The 22664-nt window shown below is 71.8% G+C and carries 17 protein-coding genes and 2 pseudogenes; 11 read left to right on the forward strand and 8 right to left on the reverse strand.

The features are described from left to right. Positions 1–421: 421 nt before the first annotated feature. Complete coding sequence (gene aceE, locus ACFVFQ_RS36060; protein ID WP_383424486.1) at positions 422–3097, forward strand: pyruvate dehydrogenase (acetyl-transferring), homodimeric type; 2676 nt, start codon at positions 422–424, stop codon at positions 3095–3097. Between the two features lie 247 nt (positions 3098–3344). Beyond that, positions 3345–4460, forward strand: coding sequence for a helix-turn-helix transcriptional regulator (locus ACFVFQ_RS36065; RefSeq protein ID WP_383424488.1), 1116 nt, complete (start codon positions 3345–3347; stop codon positions 4458–4460). 160 nt (positions 4461–4620) lie between these two features. On the opposite strand, the gene ACFVFQ_RS36070 is transcribed toward ACFVFQ_RS36065, so the two are convergent. Next, positions 4621–5586 carry an SDR family oxidoreductase gene (locus ACFVFQ_RS36070; RefSeq protein ID WP_383424490.1) on the reverse strand — a complete coding sequence of 322 codons (966 nt, stop codon included), beginning with the start codon at positions 5584–5586 and terminating at the stop codon, positions 4621–4623. A 150-nt stretch (positions 5587–5736) separates the two neighbouring features. Further along, the gene (locus ACFVFQ_RS36075) at positions 5737–7641 is read right to left on the reverse strand and encodes a hypothetical protein (protein WP_383424527.1); all 1905 of its coding nucleotides are present in this window, start codon (positions 7639–7641) and stop codon (positions 5737–5739) included. A 164-nt stretch (positions 7642–7805) separates the two neighbouring features. On the opposite strand from ACFVFQ_RS36075, the gene ACFVFQ_RS36080 reads away from it, so the two are divergent. The 3 genes from ACFVFQ_RS36080 to ACFVFQ_RS36090 all read left to right on the forward strand — a co-directional run bounded on the left by ACFVFQ_RS36080 (position 7806) and on the right by ACFVFQ_RS36090 (position 10732). Further along, on the forward strand, positions 7806–8324 hold the full coding sequence (locus ACFVFQ_RS36080) for a DUF4240 domain-containing protein (RefSeq protein ID WP_383424492.1): 519 nt from the start codon (positions 7806–7808) through the stop codon (positions 8322–8324). 68 nt (positions 8325–8392) lie between these two features. Further along, positions 8393–9286 (forward strand): TIGR01777 family oxidoreductase, encoded by an 894-nt coding sequence (locus ACFVFQ_RS36085; RefSeq protein ID WP_383424494.1) that lies wholly within the window; start codon positions 8393–8395, stop codon positions 9284–9286. A gap of 174 nt (positions 9287–9460) precedes the next feature. Continuing rightward, positions 9461–10732 (forward strand): NAD(P)/FAD-dependent oxidoreductase, encoded by a 1272-nt coding sequence (locus tag ACFVFQ_RS36090; protein WP_383424496.1) that lies wholly within the window; start codon positions 9461–9463, stop codon positions 10730–10732. A gap of 25 nt (positions 10733–10757) precedes the next feature. On the opposite strand, the gene ACFVFQ_RS36095 is transcribed toward ACFVFQ_RS36090, so the two are convergent. After that, a complete protein-coding gene (locus ACFVFQ_RS36095; RefSeq protein WP_383424498.1) occupies positions 10758–12209 on the reverse strand; it encodes a regulator in 1452 nt (483 codons plus the stop codon). Between the two features lie 355 nt (positions 12210–12564). Between ACFVFQ_RS36095 and lipB the strand changes: the two are divergent. The 5 genes and pseudogenes from lipB to ACFVFQ_RS36120 form a co-directional block, all read left to right on the forward strand. Then, positions 12565–12966: pseudogene (lipB, locus tag ACFVFQ_RS36100) on the forward strand (lipoyl(octanoyl) transferase LipB); the annotation flags it as partial. Between the two features lie 105 nt (positions 12967–13071). Then, a pseudogene (locus ACFVFQ_RS36105) lies at positions 13072–13443 on the forward strand (lipoate-protein ligase B); the annotation flags it as partial. 140 nt (positions 13444–13583) lie between these two features. After that, positions 13584–14534 (forward strand): lipoyl synthase, encoded by a 951-nt coding sequence (lipA, locus tag ACFVFQ_RS36110; RefSeq protein WP_383424500.1) that lies wholly within the window; start codon positions 13584–13586, stop codon positions 14532–14534. A gap of 224 nt (positions 14535–14758) precedes the next feature. Continuing rightward, positions 14759–14974: a hypothetical protein gene (locus ACFVFQ_RS36115; protein WP_274916061.1), complete on the forward strand. Its 216-nt coding sequence runs from the start codon at positions 14759–14761 to the stop codon at positions 14972–14974. A 10-nt stretch (positions 14975–14984) separates the two neighbouring features. Next, positions 14985–15689: a DUF4191 domain-containing protein gene (locus tag ACFVFQ_RS36120; protein WP_383424502.1), complete on the forward strand. Its 705-nt coding sequence runs from the start codon at positions 14985–14987 to the stop codon at positions 15687–15689. On the opposite strand, the gene ACFVFQ_RS36125 is transcribed toward ACFVFQ_RS36120, so the two are convergent. The 5 genes from ACFVFQ_RS36125 to ACFVFQ_RS36145 all read right to left on the reverse strand — a co-directional run bounded on the left by ACFVFQ_RS36125 (position 15637) and on the right by ACFVFQ_RS36145 (position 21462). Beyond that, positions 15637–17682 (reverse strand): recombinase family protein, encoded by a 2046-nt coding sequence (locus ACFVFQ_RS36125; protein ID WP_383424504.1) that lies wholly within the window; start codon positions 17680–17682, stop codon positions 15637–15639. The two genes, ACFVFQ_RS36120 and ACFVFQ_RS36125, sit on opposite strands and share 53 nt — an antisense overlap. 256 nt (positions 17683–17938) lie before the next feature. Then, the gene (locus tag ACFVFQ_RS36130; RefSeq protein WP_383424529.1) at positions 17939–19327 is read right to left on the reverse strand and encodes a replication initiator; all 1389 of its coding nucleotides are present in this window, start codon (positions 19325–19327) and stop codon (positions 17939–17941) included. Positions 19328–19622: 295 nt separating this feature from the next. Further along, complete coding sequence (locus ACFVFQ_RS36135; protein WP_383424506.1) at positions 19623–19817, reverse strand: hypothetical protein; 195 nt, start codon at positions 19815–19817, stop codon at positions 19623–19625. Next, complete coding sequence (locus ACFVFQ_RS36140) at positions 19814–21115, reverse strand: FtsK/SpoIIIE domain-containing protein (protein ID WP_383424508.1); 1302 nt, start codon at positions 21113–21115, stop codon at positions 19814–19816. Before ACFVFQ_RS36140 ends, ACFVFQ_RS36135 begins: the two co-directional genes overlap by 4 nt. Next, positions 21115–21462 (reverse strand): hypothetical protein, encoded by a 348-nt coding sequence (locus ACFVFQ_RS36145; protein ID WP_383424509.1) that lies wholly within the window; start codon positions 21460–21462, stop codon positions 21115–21117. Before ACFVFQ_RS36145 ends, ACFVFQ_RS36140 begins: the two co-directional genes overlap by 1 nt. A gap of 170 nt (positions 21463–21632) precedes the next feature. Between ACFVFQ_RS36145 and ACFVFQ_RS36150 the strand changes: the two genes are divergently transcribed. After that, positions 21633–22403, forward strand: coding sequence for a GntR family transcriptional regulator (locus tag ACFVFQ_RS36150; protein ID WP_383424512.1), 771 nt, complete (start codon positions 21633–21635; stop codon positions 22401–22403). Positions 22404–22664 lie beyond the last annotated feature (261 nt).

The raw sequence follows: 22664 nt of genomic DNA on the forward strand, positions 1-22664 counted from the left end.
TACACCCCCCCCAGGGTTGGGGAGGGGTCGGAGGGGGCGGTAGGCCAGACGTAAAGCGAAGCAGTCTGGCCTACCGCCCCCGGAGGCCCGTCACCGCACCCAAAAGCCCCGCGCAGCGGACAACAAGTCGGCGCGCCCGCGCAGCGGCACCGCCCCGCGCAGCGGCACCGCCCGCGCCGCAAGGCGCAAAGAACAGCAACCCGCGCGGCGGGAAAGCCAAGTACGTGGGAAGCAGCCGGCCGCAGGCCCTGGCACGGAGTGCCCCGAATTGAGACACCCCGTGCCGACCTGGGGGTTTTCTCTCGATCCACATTGATCGATCATCGATCACGGAGTTATCGTCGATGACCGGGGCGCGACACCCCTGCCTGCCGAATGCCTGCCGAACTCGCATTCCCACCCGTCCGGAAAGGGGCCACCCATGCCCGATCCCGTGCGCCTGCCGTACAGCCAACTCGACCAGCTCCCGGACCGCGATCCCGAGGAGACGGCCGAGTGGCGCGAGTCGCTGGACGCCGTCACCAAGGCAGCGGGCCCGCATCGCGCCGCGTACCTGATGCGCCGGGCGCTGGAGCACACCGCGCGCACCGAGGGCGGCGAGCTGCCGTCCCTGCTGGAGTCGGACTACGTCAACACCATCCCGACCTCCGCGCAGCCGGAGTTCCCCGGTGACGAGGCCATGGAGGCCCGGATCACCGCCTGGAACCGCTGGAACGCGGCGGCGATGGTCACCCGCGGCTCCAAGCTGGGCCTGGGCGGTCACATCGCGACCTTCGCGTCGGCGGCCTGGCTGTACGAGACCGGCTTCCAGCACTTCTTCCGCGGCAAGGAGACCGACGGGTCCGGCGACCAGCTCTACATCCAGGGCCACGCCTCCCCCGGCATCTACGCCCGCGCCTTCCTCGAAGGCCGGCTGGACGAGGAGCAGCTCGACCACTTCCGCCAGGAGGCCGGCGGCGAGGGCCTGCCCTCGTACCCGCACCCGCGGCGGCTGCCCTGGCTGTGGGAGTTCCCCACCGTCTCGATGGGCCTCGGCCCGCTCTCCGCGATCTACCAGGCGCGCTTCAACCGCTACCTGGAGCACCGCGGCATCAAGGACACCGCCAACTCGCATGTGTGGGCGTTCCTCGGCGACGGCGAGATGGACGAGCCGGAGTCGACGGCCGCACTGGCGCTGGCCGGCCGCGAGGGTCTGGACAACCTGACCTTCGTCATCAACTGCAACCTCCAGCGCCTGGACGGCCCGGTCCGCCCCAACTTCAAGATCGTGCAGGAGCTGGAGGCCCAGTTCCGCGCCGCCGGTTGGAACGTCGTCAAGGCCCTGTGGGGCGAGGCGTGGGACGAGGTCTTCGCGCGCGACACCGACGGCCTGGTGCTCCAGCGGCTGCGCGAGACCCCGGACGCGCAGTTCCAGACCTACGCCACCCGGGACGCCGCCTACCTGCGCGAGCACTTCTTCGGTGCCAGCGACGCCCTCAAGGCGATCGGCGCGACGTTCTCCGACGCCAAGCTGCTGGAGCTGTTCCAGACCTCTCGCGCCGGCCACGAGCCGCGCAAGGTGTACGCCGCCTACAAGGCCGCCGTCGAGCACAAGGGCGCGCCGACGGTCGTCCTGGCGCAGACCGTCAAGGGCTACACCCTCGGCGCGGGCTTCGAGTCCCGCAACGCCAACCACCAGATGAAGAAGCTGACGATGGCGGAGTTCCGCACCATGCGGGACCTGCTCGAACTCCCCATCCCGGACAGCGCGTTGGAGGGCGACCTGGTGCCGTACTGGCGCCCGGCCGAGGACTCCCCCGAGATGCAGTACCTGCGCGCCCGCCGCGCCGCCCTCGGCGGCCCGGCGCCGGCCCGCAAGGTCGTGGCCAAGCCGCTGCCGCTCCCCGCGGACAAGGCGTTCGACGCGCTGAAGAAGGGCTCGGGCAGCCAGGAGATCGCCACCACCATGGCGTTCGTCCGGCTGGTCAAGGACCTGATGCGGGACAAGGAGACCGGCAAGCGCTGGGTCCCGATCGTCCCGGACGAGGCCCGCACCTTCGGCATGGAGTCGCTCTTCCCGACCGCCGGCCTGTACTCCCCCAAGGGCGCGACGTACGACCCGGTCGACCGGGACCAGCTGCTCTGGTACAAGGAGGCCAAGGACGGCCAGATCCTCAACGAGGGGATCACCGAGGCCGGTTCGCTGGCCGACTTCACCGCCGCCGCCACGTCGTACGCGACGCACGGCGAGCCGATGATCCCGTTCTACATCTTCTACTCGATGTTCGGCTGGCAGCGGACCGCCGACCAGTTCTGGGCGCTGGCCGACCAGTTGGGCCGCGGCTTCGTGATCGGCGCCACCGCGGGCCGGACGACGATGACCGGCGAGGGCCTCCAGCACGCCGACGGCCACTCGCACCTGATCGCCTCCACCAACCCGGCGGCGCTCTCCTACGACCCCGCGTTCGCCTACGAGGTCGCGGTGATCGTCAAGGAGGGCCTGCGCCGGATGTACGGTCCGGACGCCGAGGACGTCTTCTACTACCTGACGGTCTACAACGAGACCAAGGTGCAGCCGGCGATGCCGGAGGGCGTCGAGGAGGGCATCCTCAAGGGCCTCTACCGCTTCCAGGAGGCCGCCGCCGTCGAGGACGCGGAGACGCCCCGGCTCCAGCTGCTGGCCTCCGGCACCGCGATCCACTGGGCCCTTACGGCGCAGCAACTGCTCGCCGCCGACTGGGGCGTGGCCGCGGACGTGTGGTCCGCGCCGTCCTGGACGGAGCTCCGTCGGGACGCCCTGGAGTGTGACGCGGCCCGCCTGGAGGGCGAGGACCGGGTCCCGTACGTGACCCGTGCGCTGGCCGGTGCGCCCGGCCCGGTCGTCGCGGTGAGCGACTGGATGCGGGCGGTCCCGGACCAGATCGCCCCGTGGGTCGAGCAGGACTGGGTCTCCATCGGGACGGACGGCTTCGGTCTGTCCGACACCCGGGAGGCGGCCCGCCGCCACTTCGGCGTCGACCCGCAGTCGGTGGTCGTCCAGGCGCTGGCGGCCCTCGCCCGGCGCGGGGACGTCAAGCCGGAGAAGGTCAAGGAGGCCCGCGAGCGCTACGGGCTCTGAGGGGCCGGTCCCTCGCCGCGCATGGCCGCTCCTTGGAGCCGCCGCGCGCGGCGAGGGCCCCTGACGCGGGCGGCTCCGGCCGACACCGGGCGCCGCCCGCCCCTTTGCTCCCGTGCGGAGATCACCCACCGCGCCCGGGGTCTCCGCACGGGATTTTTTTCCTGCCCGCCCACTTCCCACCCGCTTCCCGCCCGCCTCCCGTCGCAGGTCAGCGGGGGTTGTCAGTGGTGCCGCGCATGATGGATGCATGCGTGCCGCGCGGCTGATCAAAATGGTGTTGCTGCTCCAGTCCCGACCGTCGATGACGGCCGGCGAGCTGGCGCGGGAGCTGGAGGTCTCCCAGCGCACGGTCGCCCGGGACGTGCTCTCGCTCTCGGAGGCCGGGGTGCCCGTCTACGCGGACCGCGGCCGGGCCGGGGGCTACCGCCTGATAGGCGGGTACCGCACCCGGCTGACCGGCCTCGATCTCCGCGAGGCGGAGGCGCTCTTCCTGTCCGGAGTGCCCTTCGCGCTGCGGGAGATGGGGCTGGCCGACGTCGCCTCCGCGGCCCGGCTGAAGGTCTCCGCCGCGCTGCTGCCGGAGCTGCGGGACGCCGCGTCCGGCGCCGCCCAGCGGTTCCATCTGGACGCGCCGCGCTGGTACCACGACCCGGAGACGCCCGAGCTGCTGCCGGTGATCGCCGAGGCGGTGTGGGACGACCGCCGGTTGACGGTCCGCTATCTCCGGGCGGATGGCGAGGTGGCCCGCGAGCTGGAGCCCTACGGCCTCGTACTCAAGGCCGGCGTCTGGTACTTGGCGGCCCGGGTCACATCCGCGGGCGGCGCCCCCCAGGCCGGCTTCCGGGTCTACCGCCTCGACCGCTTCACCGCGGCCGAGCCGCTCGGACCGACGGCGCCGAGCGGGCCGCCGGCGCCCCCCGACCCGGTGGACTCCGGCCGCTTCGTCCGCGACCCGGAGTTCGACCTGCCCGCGTTCTGGGCCGAGCGTGCCGAGCAGTTCCGGCGGTCGCTGCTGCGCGAGGAGGTGGTGCTGAGGCTCACCCCCCGCGGTGTGCGGCAACTGCCGTACGTCACCGAGCCGGCCGCGGCCCGGGCCGCCGTCGAGCGGGCGACGGCCGACGGCGGCCCGGACGCGCGGGGTTGGCTGACGGTCACCCTCCCCGTGGAGTCCGAGGAGGTCGCCTACGCCCAACTCCTCGCGCTCGGCCCGGAGGGCGAGGTGCTGGCGCCCTCCGGGCTGCGGGAGCGGTTCGCGACGGCCGCCCACCGCGCCGCCGCGCTCTACGGCCCCGCACGGGAGCCCACGACGGGGCGGCCCACCGACGACTCCCCCGCCGCCGCTGCCCCATCGGAAGGGCCCTAGGGCGCTTCTGACGGATCTCCGCGGCGTCGCGGCGTCTGGCACGCACGCTCGCGGCGTTGCCGAAATGCCCCCATAGCTCCGCTATGAAGCCATCCCGGCGCCTTGCGATCGCACGCACCAGACGCCGCTCCTTCCTCCACGGAGATCCGTCAGAAGCGCCCTAGCGGTAGTCCTCCTCGGTCGCGTTCCGGCCGCCCATGACCACCTCCGCGAAGTAGCGGTCGGCGTCCGGCTGCGAGCCGTCGGCGTCGGTGAAGTCGTACTCCTTCGCCAACTGGCCGCTGGAGAGCGACTGTCCGGACCAGCGGGCCCGCTCCGGGTCGGTGGCCAGCGCCCGCACCGCGCGGCCGATGAGCGCCGGCGACTCGGCGATGGCGAAGTGCGGCTCCTTGGCGATCGCGTCGCGCCAGGTCGCCTCGGTGACGCCGAAGTAGTCCAGCATCTCCTCGGAGCGCAGGAAGCCCGGGGTGAGCGAGACCGCCGTGCCGCCGTACTCCTTGAGCTCGCTGGCGAGCCCGAAGGCGATCCGGTGCGGGACGTTCTTGGTGACGTCGAAGCAGAGGCTGTTGCGGTAGGTGCGGTTGAACTCCACGGTGCCGTCGGTGACTTCGATGACCAGCCCGCCGGGCCGCCGGATCAACAGCGGCAGCGCGAAGTGGCTGGTGGTGACGTGGGTGTCGATGCCGAGCCGGAACATCCGCAGCCCGTTCGCCAGGTCCAGGTCCCACACCTTGGTGTCGAACTGGATCAGCCGGTCGCCACCCCAGACGCTGTTCACCAGCACGTCCAGCCGGCCCTGTTCGCGGTCGATGCGCTCGACCAGCGCCCTGACCTGATCCGGCTCCAGGTGGTCGGTGGGCACCGCGATCCCGGTGCCTCCTGCTGCCGTCACCCGCTCCGCGGTCTCCTCGATGGTCTCCGTGGGCCGACCGACCTCGCTGACCGACTCCCGGGTGGTGCGCCCGGTGACGTACACCAGCGCGCCGGCGCGGCCCAGTTCGACGGCCATCGCCCGCCCCGCGCCCCGGGTCGCCCCGGCGACCAGCGCCACCCGGCCGGTGAGCTTGCCGTCGGGCTGCCGCCCGCCCGGTGCCTGCGATTCCGCCACCTTGTCCTGCGTCGTCACGTGTCGCTCCTCGCTGTTGCGTGCTGTGCGGTGGTACGCGGCAACGCTGACAGGCAATCCCGACACCTTCTGTCGGGATTGCCTGTCGGGATTGGCTGTCGGGTTTTCTGTCGGGATTTCGGCGGGGTTCTTCGGATCGCGCCCCGGGCCCTACGGCCGCAGCGCCCGCAGTGGTCGGCCGTCCCGCAGTCGCCCGGTGACCTGCGCCGGGGCGTTCGACGCGGCCGGGGTCGCCAGCGCCGACGCGTCGGCCGTGGCCCGCACCCCGCCGGTCGCCTCGATCCCGGCCACCTCGCTGCTGCCCGCCGCGAGCAGGTACCACTTTCCGGACTTCGCCCGCCAGTGGACGTCGCCGAGCACATGCTGGCCGAACGGGCTGCACGCCGCCGTGTCGGCCTCCCGCCCGACGATCCGCCCCGGGTCGGCCGGCCCGGCGGCGGGCGGCTGGAACTGGAGCATGACCCGGCCGGGGCCGCGCCAGGTGTCGGCGCGGTTGCACACCCAGCTCGCGGTGCCGCCGCCCTCGGGGAGGTCCTGCTGCGCATAGGCCCAGTTGTTGACGGCCCGTACGCCGGTGCCGCGCAGCGACCGCAGGGTGCACGCGGTGCGGGCCCAACTGCGCAGCGCGGGGCCGCCGGTGGCCTCCTCCGGACCGCCCGGGCCGCCGGCCGTCGGCGGCGCCAGATACGTCAGGTGCACCGGCGCCAGGTCGCCGAGGTCGGTCACCAGGAAGGAGCGGCGGTCGTCGAGCCGCGGCGAGGAGCGGAACGCGGCCACCGGCCAGTGCCCGCAGGCGGCACCGTCCGCGGGCGGCAGCGGAATCCGGTCGGTGACGCCGTCCGGGGCCAGGTGCAGCCCGCGCGAGGGGGCACCCGGGGCGAGCAGGTCCCGGGTGGTGACGTCGGCGACCCAGGGCGCGATGAGGTAGCGCAGCCAGCCGTTGCCGCGGCCGATCACCAGGCCGCCGGCGGAGGTGAGGTCGGCGCCGTCGACCCGGGCGAAGTGCAGGGTGGGCGTGGCGCCGGCCGGTTCGGCGTAGCGCACCAGCCGCTCGCCGTCGTGGAAGACCACCACCATGACGTTGTCGATCAGGCCGGCGTACAGCAGCCGGGGTGGGACGGCCGGCGGCCGGGTGGAGGTGTCCGCGGCCGCGACGATCCGGGTGCCGGGCGGCGGCGCGGCCCAGACCCGCAACGCCCGGGCCAGCAACCGCCGGTTGCCGGCCTCGCGGCCGCGCGGCGGCCAGGCGGTGAAGTCCACCCGGGAGGTGCGCGCCCACTGCTCGTTGGGCGCCCGCAGCAGGCGCCCGGGGTCCAGGGCCTGTTGGGCGGCGGTGGACACCGGCCCGTGCGCGGGCCGGCCGTCGGGCAGCGCCAGCGCGAGCGCCCCGGCCGCCAACACCGCCGCCAACGCGGCCGTCGCCCGCACCCGTTGCCGGCGCCGCAGCAGGTCCGTCGGCCGGGCCTGCACCGTGCAGGGGTCGAACTCCGCCGAGTTCAGCAGCGCGGCGGCGCCGGCCCCGGTCCGCCGGTCCAGTTGACCGGCCGCCCGCAGCGCCGCGTCCGGGTCCGGCACCCCGGCCCGCGCCAGCACGGAGCGCGCCGCGTCCGCCTCCAGCCCCTCCAGGTGCCACAGCCCCACCGCGGCCCGTACGGCGGCGGGGGCCGCCGACAGCGCCTGGTCCAGGGCGAGTTCGTCGGCGCCGCCGGCTCGCGGGAAGAGCCGCAGCCCCCACACGAACGGCACCGTCGGCAGCAGCACCGCGGGCCGCTGCCGCTGCTCGTAGGCGAGCGCCAGCTCCAGGGTCCGCTGCCGCACCAGCTCGTAGCCGGAGCCGGCGGCCTGCGGGCCGCGCTGGGCCGGCAGCGCCCCGGCCCGCCGGCGCGGCACCCGCCACGGCAGCGCCCGCTGCACCAGGCCGTGCGCGGTGAGGACCTTGCGGTGGCGGCCCATCGACGGGGGCAGGACGAGATAGGCGAGGCGGACCAGGTGCGGGTAGTGCTCGACGAGGGCCGCCTCGGCGCGTTCGACCTCGGCCCGGGTGCGTTCGTCCATGGGCATGGCGGGAGCGCCCTTCACGGAGTGGGTGATTTCTGGTGGTCTGGTCTGCCGTCGTTGCATGCCGCACAACGAGGGAGCCGCGGCCCGGTCACCGCCCCACCGGCGCCGGGGGCACTCCGCGTGCGGGCCGCGGCGCCAGGACCGATGCTGGAGCGGTGATGGACGAGACGGAGTTCTGGGCGCTCATCGACGGCTCCCGCGCGGACTCCTCCGGCGACCCCGAGGAGCAGGCCGACGCGCTGGTCGACCGGCTGCTCGGCCTCGACCCGGACGGGGTGCTGGACTTCGCCCGGCACTTCGAGGCGCGCTACAACCGCGCGTACACCTGGGACCTGTGGGCGGCCGCCGCGGTACTGCTCGACGGCGCGAGCGACGACGCCTTCGACGCCTTCCGCTGCTGGCTGATCGGCCAGGGCCGGCACACCTTCGAGGGCGCGCTGCACGACCCGGACCACCTCGCCGACCTGCTGCCCGACTTCGACGAGGACGCCGACGGCGACGCCGAGGACCTGGGCTACACGGCCGACGAGGCGTACGAGCAACTGACCGGCACCGACCTGCCCGACCTCGGCCTGCCCCCGCCGCCGTCCGAACCGCTCGGCCCCTACGTCGACGTCGACGACGACGCGGCCCTGGCCGAGCGCTTCCCGCGGCTGTGGGACCGCTTCCGCCGCTAGCGCTCAAGTCCGGCTCGCGCGGGCCGCTCCCCCGTGCCGCCGCCCGCGAGTGCGGGCAGGATGGCCCCATGCGGATCGCGATCACCGGCTCGACCGGACTCATCGGCACAGCCCTCGTCCGGAACCTGCGCGCGGACGGCCACGACGTCGTCCGGCTCGTCCGCCGCCAGCCGGCGGCCGCCGACGAGGTGACCTGGGACCCCAAGGGCAGGCGGCTCGACCCGGCCGCGCTGGCCGGCTGCGAGGCGGTGGTCCACCTCGCCGGCGCGGGCGTCGCCGACCACCGCTGGACCGCCGCGTACAAGCAAGAGCTGCGCGACAGCCGGGTGTTGGGCACCCGGACGCTGGCCACCGCGCTGGCCGCGCTGGACGTCCCGCCGCGGGTCTTCGTCTCGGGCAGCGCGATCGGCTACTACGGCGACACCGGGGACCGGCGCACGGACGAGGACGCGCCGGCCGGCACCGGTTTCCTGCCGGAGCTCTGCGTGGCCTGGGAGGACGCCGCGACGCCCGCGCTGGACGCCGGCATCCGGACCGTCTTCGCCCGCACCGGCCTGGTCGTGGCGCGCTCCGGCGGCGCCTGGGGGCGGCTCTTCCCGCTCTTCCGGCTGGGGTTGGGCGGCCGGCTCGGCGACGGCAGCCAGTACTGGAGCTTCATCTCCCTGCGGGACCACCTGGCGGCACTCCGTCATCTGCTGGCCACCGAGGAGCTGTCCGGGCCGGTCAACCTCACCGCACCGGAGCCGGTCACCAACCGGGAGGCGACGGCGGTGATGGGTCATCTGCTGCGCCGCCCGACGCTGTGCACCGTGCCGGCGCCGGTGCTGCGGCTGGCCCTCGGGGAGTTCGCGGGCGACGTGCTGGGCAGCCAACGGATCGTTCCGCGGCGGCTGTTGGACTCCGGATTCACCTTCGCGCACCCCCGGATCACCGACGCGGTGCGGGCCGCCCTGGCGTCGTAGGACACCCGGGACCGGGGCGTGGCAACGGGACGCACCGACGCGCCCCCAGGGCGCCCCTGTCGGCGGGACCACGGTGCTCCCTACGGTCCTCGGACACACGACTGGGCTTCCCGGACGGCCACACCGGGCAGGAGATCCGTGCGCTGCCGCTGGGACCGACCTCGGGAGGGGCATGTGCTGCGCACCGCATCGGCCGTCGACGTCGTCATCGTGGGGGCCGGGCCGGCCGGCCTCGTCGCCGCCCGCCATCTGACCGGGGCCGGGCTCACGGTCACCGTCCTGGAGGCCGCGTCGCGGGTCGGCGGCCGGTACGTCACCGACGAGGTGGACGGCTTCCGTCTGGACCGCTGTGGCCGCCCGCTGGCGGTCTCACCGACCGCCTTGCGCCGGACGCCGGGCCTGGCGGAGCTGACGCTGCGCCCGTTCGCCGCCGGGCTGAGTCTGCACAACGGCCAACGGAACCACCGCATCAGCCCGTTGAGGAGCACAAGGGGCGCACTCTCCGCGGCGCGCGCCCTCACGCGCGCCGACCGGCGCACCGAGCGTTCCGCCGCCGCCCCGCCGCCCGACCGCCCGGTCAGCGACGCGCTGGCCGGCCGCCCGGCGTTCCCGCCGCGCACCCACGACACCTTCCTGCGGCCCCTGTTGGGCGCGCTGCTGTGCGATCCCCGACTGCTCGGCTCCAGCCGCGGCGCCGCGCAGGTGCTGCGGGCGTTCGCCGAGGGCCGGTTGACGCTTCCGGCGGGCGGCGCCTGTGCCGTCCCCGACCTGTTGGCGGCCGGCCTGCCGCCGGGCGCGGTGCACACGTCGGTGACGGTCACGGCCGTCGACACCAACGGGGTCAGCACCCGCGAGCACGGCCGGATACCGTGCCGGGCGGTGCTGGTGGCGACCGGCGCGCGGGACGCCGCCCGCCTCCTGCCGGGGCTGCGGCTGCCCGCCTTCCACCCCGTGACGGTGCTGCACCACACCGCGCCCGCCCCGGCCGGCGCCCGCGGCGGCCCCGGCCGGGAGACCGCGCTGATCCTGCCCACGGACGGCCCGGTCGGCTTCAGTTACCCGGCCGGCGCGATCGATCCCTCGCGCACCCCGCCCGGCCGCCCACTGGTCACCACGGTCGTCCTCGGCACCGCCGCGGCGCTGCCCCTGGACGCCCTCGACAAGACCGTCCGGCCGCAGCTCGACCGGCTCTACGGGGTGCGGAGCGACGACTGGCAACTGCTGACGGGCCATCACGACCCGTACGCGGTGCCCGCGATGGCCACCCCGCACGACCCGCAGCGCGCGGTGCGGGTGCTGTCCGGGCTGTACGTGTGCGGCGACCACCGGGACACCAGCACGCTCCAGGGAGCGCTGCGCTCCGGCCGCCGGGCCGCCCGCGCCCTGCTCCAGGACTTCGGCCTGCCGGCCCGCCCGGAATCGGACGCGGTGCGGGCGGCGGCGTAACACGGGCCGCCGCACCGCCCGTTGGTCACCCCAGGGCCGCCACCCGCTCCCGGTAGCCGCGCACCGCCGCGGCGTCCCGATACGGCTCCAGCCGGCGCTCGAAGTCCCGGACGTACTCGTGCGCCCGCACCGACCGCATCTCGGACGCCTGGAGGGCCGCCTCGGCACCCAGGGTGCACGCCTGCTCCAATTCGCCCAGGCCCAGCCGTGCGGTGGCCAGCACCACCCGGCAGAACAGCCGGCTACGGGCGAACCCGGCGGCGCGCAGCTGCAGGGAGCGCTCGGCGTGCTGGGAGGCGGCGCGGTACTGCTGGAGGTCGCGGTGGCAGTGCGCGAGCTCGTCGGCGAGCTGTGCCTCGTCGAAGAAGCGCGCCCAGTACGGGGTGTCGTCCCCGGGGCGGGCGCTCTCCAGGGCCCGCTCGGCGCGGGCCAGCGCGGCCGTGCAGGCCCGGACCTCGCCCAGGACGCCGTGACCGCGCGCCTCGGCGGCGTGCAGCAGCGCCTGCACGGTGGGCGGAACGCCGCTGCCGACGCCCTGTTGGGCGACGCGCGCCAGTTGGACCGCCTCCCTGCCGTGCCCCAGATAGACCGCCTGCCGGCTCATCGTCACCAGGACGTAGGCGCCGTACGCCCGGTCCCCGGCGGCCTGGGAGAGCCGCAGCGCCTGGACGAAGTACCGCTGCGCCAGGCCGTGCGCGGCGATGTCGTAGGAGGTCCAGCCGGCCAGCCGGGTCAGGTCGGCGGCGGCCGCGAACAGCCGGCGGCCGACCGCCTCCCCGTAGGTGCCGCGGAGCATCGGCTCGGCCTCGTGCTCCAGATAGCGCACCAGCGCCTGACGGGCGTGGCCGCCCCCGTAGGCGTGGTCCAGGGCGCGGAACAGCTCGCCGACCGAGCGCAGCGCCGCGATGTCGCCGGAGGTGACCCGGCTGCCCTGGACGCGGTCCACCCGCTCGGTCTGGCGCTGCCGGGGCACCGCCAGCCGACCGCCCTGGAGGGGCACCCGGTCCTCGACCGACTGGTCGCCGTGCGCGACCCGTTCGTCGGGCCGGCCGATCAGCCAGTCCCGGCTCGGCACCACCAGCCCGGCCGGCGTGAACGCGATCTTGCGGAGCTCGGCATGGCTGCCGGAGTCCTTGCGCCACAGCCCGCTGACGATGTCCACCGCCTCGGTCGGGGTCGAGGCGAACTCCAGCCCCGCGTACACCGGCGCGCAGGCGTCCAGGCCGAGGTCCTGGGCGGACAGCCGGCGCCCCAGCCGGCGGGTGAAGACCTCCGCGATCAGGGCGGGGGTGGTGCCTCTGGGCTGCTGCCCGCGCAGCCAACGCGTCACCGAGGTCTTGTCGTAGCGCAGGTCCAGGCCGTGCTCGATGCCCAGTTGATCAACCCGTCTGGCCAGCCCTGCGTTGGAGAAGCCCGCCTCTGCGATGAGCGCGGCGAGCTGCCGATTGGGCGTGTGGTGCGGGGGTCGTTCCGTCATCAGCTTTACCGGTCTCCTGCCTTCCGGGCCGGGCCGCCGGGCTACGACTGACCCCGTCCGGCGTGCTCTTCGCCCTTGTGGAACGGCGTGAATGTAACGGCCTTCGGCGCCGTTCTCGCCGCCTGCGACCCGCGTTCATCCGATCGTGTGAGCACGTCACAGGCGCGTCGGCGGCCGCACGGCGCACCGGCCCCGTGCTGGGGGCGCACACGGCGGCCGTACAGTGGCATGGGCGCGAGAGGCAATCGGAAGTGCCTCGAAAGAGGCACGCGACGTCGCAGGCGACTGCGACAAGGTTCGAAGGGGAGCTGCCGTGACTGCGATCTCTCGGGGGGAGACCCCCACACCCGAGGGGCTGCGCTTTGTCCGTCTGGGCTTCGGGGCGGACGCCGTCGAGTACGAACCGGCCTGGCAGGAGCAGCGCCGGATCCACGCCGCCCGCTTCGCCGACGAGATCCCCGACACCTGCCTGCTCCTGGAGCACCAGGCCGTCTACACGGCGGGGCGACGCACCTCCGACGACGAGCGGCCGCTGGACGGCACCCCGGTCGTCGACGTGGACCGCGGCGGGAAGATCACCTGGCACGGCCCCGGCCAACTGGTGGGCTACCCGATCCAGAAGCTGCCGCGCCCGGTCGACGTGGTCGCGCATGTGCGACGGCTGGAGGAGGCCCTGATCCGGGTCTGCGCCGAGTTCGGCGTCGAGGGCACCCGCGTCGAGGGCCGCAGCGGCGTCTGGGTGCTCGGCGATCCCGTCGAGCGGCGCAGCCGAGATGCAGCGCAGGTCGAGGGTCCTGACCGAGGCACGAGGGAGGGGCACTCGGCCGGAGCGGAGTCGAGGCGGAGCGCGACCGAGGGCACAGAGCAGCGGCCCGCCCTGGGCGGTCTCCAGCTCGACTTCGACCCGCGGGCCACCGACGAGCTCTTCGACCCGCGGCTGAACGGTCCCGAGTACGCGCCGTCCAATGCCGGCCAGCGCCGCGAGGACCGCAAGCTGGCCGCCATCGGCATCCGCGTCGCCAAGGGCGTCACCATGCACGGCTTCGCCCTCAATGTGAATCCGGACACCACCTCGTTCGACAAGATCGTGCCCTGCGGCATCCGGGACGCCGGTGTCGCCTCGCTCTCCAGCGAGTTGGGCCGCGAGATCACCATCGCCGAGGTCCTCCCGGTCGCCGAGAAGCACCTGCGAGACGTCCTGGAGAACGCCGAGCTCCTCCCCCGCGCCGTCTGACCCCCGCCCCGCGGCCGACCCGCGGGAATGCCCTCCTCCCCGCGGAGGTTGGCCGAGCACGACCCGCACGCGGATCTGCGTGCGAATTGACGGGCGTACCCTGGTGTACGCCGAAGAATCGAAGTTGTTAGGGAGCCGACGTGTCCGCAGTCGCACCCGACGGACGCAAGATGCTGCGCCTGGAGGTCCGCAACAGCCAGACCCCCATCGAGCGCAAGCCCGAGTGGATCAAGACCCGGGCGAAAATGGGTCCCGAGTACAACCACCTCCAGGGCCTGGTCAAGAGCGAGGGCCTGCACACGGTCTGCCAGGAGGCGGGGTGTCCCAACATCTTCGAGTGCTGGGAGGACCGCGAGGCGACCTTCCTCATCGGCGGTGACCAGTGCACCCGCCGCTGCGACTTCTGCCAGATCGACACCGGCAAGCCGCAGGCGCTGGACCGCGACGAGCCCCGCCGGGTCGCCGAGTCCGTACAGACCATGGGCCTGAAGTACGCCACCATCACCGGCGTCGCCCGCGACGACCTGGAGGACGGCGGCGCCTGGCTCTACGCCGAGACCGTCCGCCAGATCCACGCCGCGATGCCCGACACCGGCGTCGAGCTCCTCATCCCCGACTTCAACGCGGTCCCCGAGCAGCTCGCCGAGGTCTTCTCGTCCCGCCCCGAGGTGCTGGCCCACAACGTCGAGACGGTCCCGCGGATCTTCAAGCGGATCCGCCCCGGCTTCCGCTACGAGCGGTCGCTGGACGTCATCACCCAGTCCCGCGAGGCCGGCCTGGTCACCAAGTCCAACCTGATCCTGGGCATGGGCGAGACCCGCGAGGAGATCAGCCAGGCGCTGACGGACCTGCACGACGCGGGCTGCGAGCTGATCACGATCACCCAGTACCTGCGCCCCTCCGTGCGTCACCACCCCATCGAGCGCTGGGTCAAGCCCCAGGAGTTCGTGGAGCTCAAGGAGGAGGCCGAGGAGATCGGCTACGCCGGCGTCATGTCCGGCCCGCTGGTCCGCTCCTCCTACCGCGCCGGCCGCCTGTACCAGCAGGCGATCGAGCGGCGCGAGGTCGAGGCGTCCAGTCAGGCGGTTTGACGCGCCCGGCGCGCCAACTTGTGAAGCGTGGCACATGCTGGTGAGACGCGGCCCCGCACTCCCCTCCGGCAGGGGGGCGTGGGGGCCGCGTCAACGTTTCATAGGTGTTTGACCGGCAGGTCATCCGTTGGTAACACCCTTCGGTGACGATGGATGCACGCACCGTTCGACACCTCCCACCCGCCCCCCTGTTCGCTTCCGTTCGTCCGAGGGAGACCATCACCATGGAGGCCGCGCCGCTTCGCGCCACCGCCCGCCCCATCCCCTCCGTCACCGGTGCCCTGCGTGCCATCGAGGCCGTCCTGCTCCGCGGCGGCCAACGCACCGCCCGCCGCAACGCCTGGACGTCGGTCCTGGAGGACCGCCGCCGCGCCAAGGACCGGTACGACGCCGAGTACGTCCTGGAGGCCGCGGCCACCGGCCGTCCGCACGCCACGTAAACTTCGCTGTATGGCGAGGAAGGCAAACTCAACCGGCGCTGGCGGCGCTGAGAACCCCGGGCGGCTGAAGCAGATCGCCCTGACCTACAAGATGACCCGTCGGGTCGATTCCAAGGTCGGTCTTGTCGTCGCTGGCACGGGCATCGTCGTCTTCGGCGTGCTCCTCGCCATCGGCTTCCTGATCGGCCACCCCGTCTACGCGGGCGTGCTGGGCTTCGTCCTGGCGTTCCTGGCGATGGCGATCATCTTCGGCCGGCGCGCGGAGCGGGCGGCCTTCGGGCAGATGGAGGGCCAGCCCGGTGCGGCGGCCGCCGTCCTGGAGAACGTCGGCCGCGGCTGGACGGTGACCCCCGCGGTCGCGATGAACCGCAGCCAGGACGTGGTGCACCGCGCCGTCGGCAAGGCCGGCATCGTCCTGGTCGGCGAGGGCAACCCGAACCGGCTGCGCGGTCTGCTGGCCGCGGAGAAGAAGCGGATGGCGCGCACCGTCGCGGACGCCCCGGTGCACGACGTGATCGTCGGCGACGGCGAGGGCCAGGTCGCGCTCAAGAAGCTCCGCACCCACCTGCTGAAGCTCCCCCGCGTCCTCCCCGGCGCCCAGGTGACGGCCGTCAACGACCGCCTGCGCGCCCTCGGCGACCTGATGAGCAACATGCCTGTCCCTAAGGGGCCGATTCCTGGGCGTGGCATGCGAGGACGCTCGCCGCGAGCATGACTCCCGGCCTCACCTCTCCCGTCATACGCAACGGCGGGAGAGGGTAGCGGGGCGCGGCAGGAAGGCCCTCCGCGCCCTTCAGGGCCTCCATAACGCGCTCCCACCGGCCGGAAGCAACCCAGCGCTTCCAGTGCCCGATGAGTCCCGTGGAGCCGTACTCGGCGTTCAACTCGGGCCATGCGGCTCCTGTTTGGGCTTTCTTCAGGAAAGCCTCAAGGATCGTTCGAGGCGCGAGCCCACCCCTCTGGCGAGGGACCGTCCCCCCATGGGGAAAGTTCTCCGAGGCCATCACCAGTTCCCAGGCGTGATCACAGAGCATCGGCACCAGGCGGCCGTTCTCGCGGAACCAGCGCCCGATCGGGCACTCCAAGCCCTTCAGGTTTGGCGGGGGCCCCTCAAGCACGATCTCGGCGCTGAGCAGTTCCATGAACTCCGCCTGCCGCTCTACACCAAGGTGTTCGAGACGAGCGTCCGCCCGCTGTGCGATCTCCTGTAGGTCCTTGGCACGCTGATCCGCCTGCAACGACTCCGCCTGCCAGATCTCGATTTCGGCCCGCTCCTTCTTCAAGGATTCGAGGGCTTCGACCTCGGACTTGATGGCCTTGTCCACAGAAGCCTCGGCCTCTGCTCCTCTCAACCCCGCCCTGGCCGCCTTCTTGGCTGCGACGGCCATCATGATGTCGAGGGTGTCGTCCTGCTCAGCAATCCTCTGGTCGAGAACAGCTAGCCGTGCCACGTAGTCAACGCTTTGATCCTTCGCTACGCCGACCCAATCGTCAGCCATGGCGCGCAGCTTCTTGGGGTCGCCGAGTAGATCGCAGACCTTCTTCCAGGCCCATGCCTCTACTGACTCCGCGTGGAGCGTTGCACAAGAGCACTTCGGCGCCCCCGGGTAGGCCGCGTGGTTCCCCTGGCAGGTGTAGCGCGGAGAGTCCTCGGCCCCTGCCCCACCTCCCGTGTAGAACTTCCCGCATAGGCTCCGAATCCGTCCTGAGAGCGGGTAGACGCGTCCGGTGACAGGGGAAGGCTTCGGGAGCCGGACCACCCTGCGCAGTTCGGCTACCTCCTCCTCGGTGAAGATCCGAGGAAGCTCAATGACCACCGTCGGGCCCCAGACCGGTTTCCCGTCGGGCCCGAGGTTCGCTCGCTTGGGGTGGCGGTAGGTTTTGCGGGCGTTCAGAAGATCCTCGTCCATGAGGCGATCACGGAAGTTCTTGGCACTCCACGGTTTCCCCGACCTGTTCACAAGCCCGCGAGCGTTGAGAGAGACAACGGTCTTGGTCCAGTCGCCCCGGTACTTGACGACGTACTTACGACCTTCACGGAGAACGTAGGCTTCGTGAACCGTTTCGCAGGGGTCCGTGCGTGTGCAGATATCCTCTCCGTCACACTCGTCGATCACGAGTTCCTGCTCCCCCCTCTTCCCCTGGTTCTTGATCCGGTAGCCGTAGTGCGGTTGACCTCCCGCGTACTCCCCTAGTTCGACCTTTTCCTGGATGCCGCCCTGAGTACGCTTCCGAATGCGAGTGAGTTCCTTGAAGGTTTCGTTTGCCTTCTCACGCATCCGCGCTTCGCCGTCCTCGGTAGTATTGTCGATATCTTCATCAACAACAGCCACGAAAACGCCGAGATCTTGCAGTTTCCAGACCCACTCCCAAAACACTCGGTTCTTACGACCGATGGCCCGGGTTTCGTAGACCACGACGACGTCGAAGGGGCGGGGATTCTGAACGGCGAGTTCCATGATCCGTGCCGCGCCTTCACGCCTCTGCCAGGGCAGCGTCCCCGACTCTCCCTCATCCTTGAAGGTGTCGACGTGCGTCCAGCTCTTCTTCCGGATGTGGGCGGCGGTGCGCTTGCCCGTGTAGGCGATGCCGTAGCCCTTGGTCTGCTGTTCGGTAGAAACCCGCAGGTAGTCCACGGCTCGGAGCGCGAGAGCGGGACTGAGAGGCCGAGCTGCAACGTCGATCGCAGATGTGACAGACTTACCCATGTGAGTCCTCCGTGACTCGCCAGGCCCCGGGGTGTTGGCGCACCGCCGGGGTCACCCATGTGTTCAGTCGACTATACGCGATAGTCGCTCTATTCGGGCCCGAACAGAATTTCCAGCATTCGGCGATAAGCCGCTTGCGATCCCGGCTTCTCCGTTGTGCGCCAAATGACCTTTTGGTCAGAATCCGTTCCGTTGGGTTCTCGCAGCCGCTCTAGTCGATTTCCATCACCAGGGCGGCTTTCCCGACACTTCCGCCTCATACCCCGGCCTCACAGTCGTTGGCCATTGCTTCGCGGGCAAGATCACGGCTTCGGGCGATGTCTTCCGCGATACCGGCAGCGAATTCAGCAGCCCCAAGCGTGTGACCAGAGCCGACGTATCGCCAGTTCGAGTTCGTGACGACGGCCGCATTGTCGATGGCCTGTGAGCCATCACGCCGGTATTCGGCTCGCTCCTCGCGTAGTGCGCCGTACGTGGTGGAGTAGGCGCGGGATTTGGTGAGGATGTGGCCGCGGTAGCCGAGGGTGTGTGCCCAGGCGCGTAGTCGCAGTGGTTCGAACTCGGAGAGTCCGCCGAGCCGCCAGCAGGTTCGTAGGAGTGCCCGTACATGCGGGGTGGCGGGTACGGCGTCGATCTCGGCCCGGGACGAGAGACGGTGGTCAGCGCCGGCCCCGGTGTCGTTAGCGCCCTTGGTTACGTACTTGGCGACGTAGGCGGCAACGGCTTCGTCGGCCAGGCCCTCATGTCCGCCGAAGGCGCGGAGCGGCCGGGCGTCGAGTTGGGAGCCCCAGCGCAGTTGGTGTTCCCCAAGGGCCCGGCTGTACGGGGCGCGTAGGTGAACGGCTTCGGCCGCGGTCTGCACAGCGGCGGTGAGGTCTTCCGCCGACGCCCAGGTGGGCGGCGGTTCGCCGGGGCCGTTGGCGCCGTCGAGGCGAACCACGGCGTGAACGTGCACGGCGGCGCGTTTTTGGTACTCGGCGACTTTGGCGTAGGAGATGCGGATCGCGCGGCGTAGGCCGGTGCGGGTGTGTCCGGTGCGGGCGGCGAGGTGGTTGTAGAGGTTGTCGGTGAATGCCTTCCACAGCCGTCCGGCGTGGGCGTGCCATAGGACGTGTGCCGGGTAGTCGTAGCAGTCCGGGCACAAGGGTTGCCCGGCGAGCGGATCGGTGGCGTCGTGCATGGCCGAGCAGCCACGGGGCCGCCCATGTTCGCAGCGGTCGGCGCTACGGCGGGGGCGGCATCGTTCGTCGTCCGTGGTGGTGCGGTGGACGGGGCCGAAGGAGGGGGCGGTGAGGGTGACGAAGAGGCGGGGGTGGTCGCGTACGTCGGTGGGGACGTTTTTGCCGCCGAGGAGGCCGGCGCGGACGAGGTGGAAGGTGTCGCCGGCATGGAGGCGGGAGCAGGGGGCGCAGACGGTGGCGCGGCGGTTGCGGCAGCGGACGAGAAGCCGTTCGCCGGGTTCGTTGCGGGTGTCGTAGTGGTGCAGGATCTCGCCGGTACCGGCATCACGCGTGGTGGTGGAGCCCTGGAGATGGATCGGGTGGGCACAGCCACCGATAGCGGTGATCTGTTCCAACCAGCGGGGGAACTGCGGGTCTTGGGCGAGCAGGAGGATGTCGCGGTCGGTGTCGGAGAGGTGGCGCAGGCGCGCCGCGCGGTCGAGGGCGGCGCGCCTGTCGGTCGAGGTGGTGTTGGCGGTGATGGTGGGGACCTCCCGGGGTGGGCCGCCGAAGCGGCACGGATGGTGACGGTTGGGTCGGATGGGTCCATGGCGATCCCTTCTGTGTCTGGTGGGCGGGTGGGTTAGCGGATGGTGCCCTTGCCGCGGCAGCAGTGGCAGCGTTGCCGGCGGCCGGAGGGGGTGCGGTAGTAGCGCTGTCCCTTGCAGACGGGGCAGCGGACGCGGCGCATGGGCATCGTGAGGTTCCTTCCAGTTGTTGTCAGGTGTGGGTGGCGATGGAGATGACCCAGTGGACGAGGCCATCGGCGGCGAAGAGGAGGGGGGTCTGTCCCGCGTACATGCCGAACAGGGCGATCAGAGCTGCCTCCCACCACTTCACGTCGCGGGAGCGGACGAGCAGGACGGTGATGGTGCCGAAGACCACGGCCAGCAGCGTGGCCGATTGCTCGCTCACAGGAGCGTCCCTCCTCCGGGAGTGCCTGCCAGGAACTTCGGGCGGGGCGTCATCCTGGCGAACTCGGCCGCGGCTGCTCGCGCTTCGGCCGGCGTGGCCAGGTGGGATCGGCCGCGCGTCCAGCCGCCCATGTCGCTTGTGGTGACGGCGACTCCGCGTTCGGCTTCACCGATGGTTTGCGCGACGACGACCGCGTCCTTGTTGAGGTCACCGAGCGCCATCTCGGCGGTGCCGGGGTCATTGACGCGGTGGCAGATCCGGCCGCTGAGCTGCGCCCGCAGCGCGGTGACGCCGGGGCCGAGGTCGGAGCCGACGCGTTGACCGGCGACGACCAGGTAGAGGCCAAGGGCCGCGCCCAGTTGGGCCACGCGCAGGAGGTAGGTCGTGCACTCTTCGGCTTCGGCGCGTTGTTCCTTGCTGCCGTTGGTCAGGTACAGCTCCGCCAGCTCATCCACGATCACGACGACGGGCACGGGCCGACCTTGTTCGGGTAGTTCCCAGATCGAACGGGCGCCCGCGGTACGGCATTTGCGCATGCGGTCTTGCATCTCGGTGACCAGCGCGGCGAGCACGGTGACCGCTTCGCTGCGGCAGGTGGCCAGGGCTGAGAGCCGCATTTCCAGCAGGCCCAGTTCCATGCCGCCCTTGCAGTCGATGCCGACCAAGGCGACCGGTTGCGGGGCCAGTTCGGTGACCAGCCGTGCCAACAGCGTGGACTTGCCCGACTGCGTTGCGCCGACGATCAGCCAGTGCGGGACCCGGCGGAAGTTCATCACCCATGCGCGCCCCGTCTCCAGCGCACCGACGGTCGCAGACAGCAGCTCCGCCGAACCTGACGCACCGGGGTGCTCCGCGTGCTCCAGTGGATCGCGGGCCGTGGCGGTGAGACGCACGACACCGCGTTCGGGGGAGACAATGCGGACCGTGTGCACGCGCCAGGCGTGGGCGAAGGAGTCGGCCGAGGCCAGGAACGGCGCCGGGGTCTGCCCAGCCTGGAGCCGGACCGTCACCTCCAGGCCGTAGGGGGTGGCGCGAGGGAAGGAGATGCGCGGGGTGTGGGTGCGCAGCGGTTCGCCCTTGACCGCCAGGTCCCCGAGCACCCGTCGGTTGGGTTTGTGGGAGACGGTCAGGCCGTTGAGGTAGGCGACGCGGCGCCAGGTGAACGCCACCCGCAGCGCGGTGACCGGGTAGCCGACGAGGTACCAGTGCCATTGCGGCCGCGGCCGTCGCAGGTCGTTGCGGAAGACCAACGCCCAGACTGCCAGGGCGAGAACGCCCGTGAACAGTAACGGCCCCATCAGGCACCGCCGCCCTTGCCGGCGGAACCGGCAGTCGGCACGGGTGTGATGGTGGAGGCGCGGAAGCTGATGCCGTGTCGGTCGCCCATGGCCCAGGCGAAGGCTTCCATGCCGGTCACCCGGACTTCGGTGCCTTCGGTGAGGCCCTTGGGTTCGCCGGGAACGGCGATCTCGATCACCGAGACCCGCCGCCCGTCCTGACGCACCGTCACGCCGACGGTGTAGATGGTGTTGCCGTCCCGGTCCTTCTTGACCTGCTTGGTTTCGAAGTCCGCGAGCTTCGGCTCGGGCCCGACCGCGCACCGCAGTACGCCGAGGCGGGAGGTGTCCACAGGGATGGACTGCATGAGGTTGGCCTCCTTGAGCACATAGAGATGAGACGTCACATGACGTCACTCATGCTTACGAGTTGCCATCCACTATGCACATCTTGACCCGCCAGGGCAAGAACTTATGCTTACGAGTGACGTCAGATAACGTCATGACAGTCGACAACAGGTGATGAGGAGACCCCGACATGGGAGAAATCCAGCGCCCCGGCGCGCTCTACCAGCAGGTCGCCGCCGAGATCCGAAGTGGCATCACCGCGGGCGAATACAAGCCGGGATCCCTGCTCCCCTCCGAGGCGCAACTCATCGAGCGGTACGGGGTCAGCCGCCCGACCGTGCGCAAGGCCATCGACGCGCTGCGCGCCGAAGGGCTCGTTGAGGTGATCCACGGCAAGGGCAGCTACGTCCGCGCAATCCCCGCCCCCGCGGTAAACATCCAGCGGACCATCACCCGCACCGGCACCACCTTCCGCACCGGACACCACGACTGGCAACAGACCGAAGCCCCCACCATCTACCGCACCACCACCACGGCGACCACGGGCCCGCTCCTCGAACTCCCCGAAGGGGAAGCGCTGTTCGCCGTCGACCGACTGCTGTCCGACCCACACACCGAGGCCCGCGCCCTGCACCGCGTGCTGATCCCGTTCGCCACCGCCGACCAGGCCGAGGAACTTGCCCAAGCCCCGGACACGGAACCCGGGCAGATCTACGCCCTGCTCACCGCGGCCGGGCACACGCTCGCCTGGGACGAGACCGTCAGCGCCCGCATGCCCCTGCCCGACGAACGCGACGCGCTCCGCGTCCCCGACGCGACCCCGATCCTGCTGGCCTCTCGCCTGACCCTCGGCACCGACCGGCGCCCCTTGATCCTGGAAGAGCTGCGCACCGGCGCCGACCGCGCCCAACTCGCCTACCACCTCACCGCCGACACCCCCCGCACCCTGCACGCCGTCTGAGTCCACGATCCGGCGACTGTCGAAACCTGACTTCACTTACTCAAGGGCGCGCCTGCGGCGCGCCGGGCGGTTCGGCCGCCCCGCCGGGCTGCGGCCTGCCGGCCGGTCCCGGCGAGCGCCCACCGCCCACACACCACCGCCCGCCCCGAGTGCGCACCAGCGGACAACCGCCGTACGGGGATGGGGCGTTGTGGCTGGGGCCGGCGGCCGTGGAGACTTTAGGCAGCCACCACGGGGCGAGCCTCTAAGAACAGGGGGCCG

The sequence above is a fragment of the Streptomyces sp. NPDC057743 genome (assembly GCF_042798755.1).
In the GTDB taxonomy this organism is placed as follows: Bacteria; Actinomycetota; Actinomycetes; order Streptomycetales; family Streptomycetaceae; genus Streptomyces.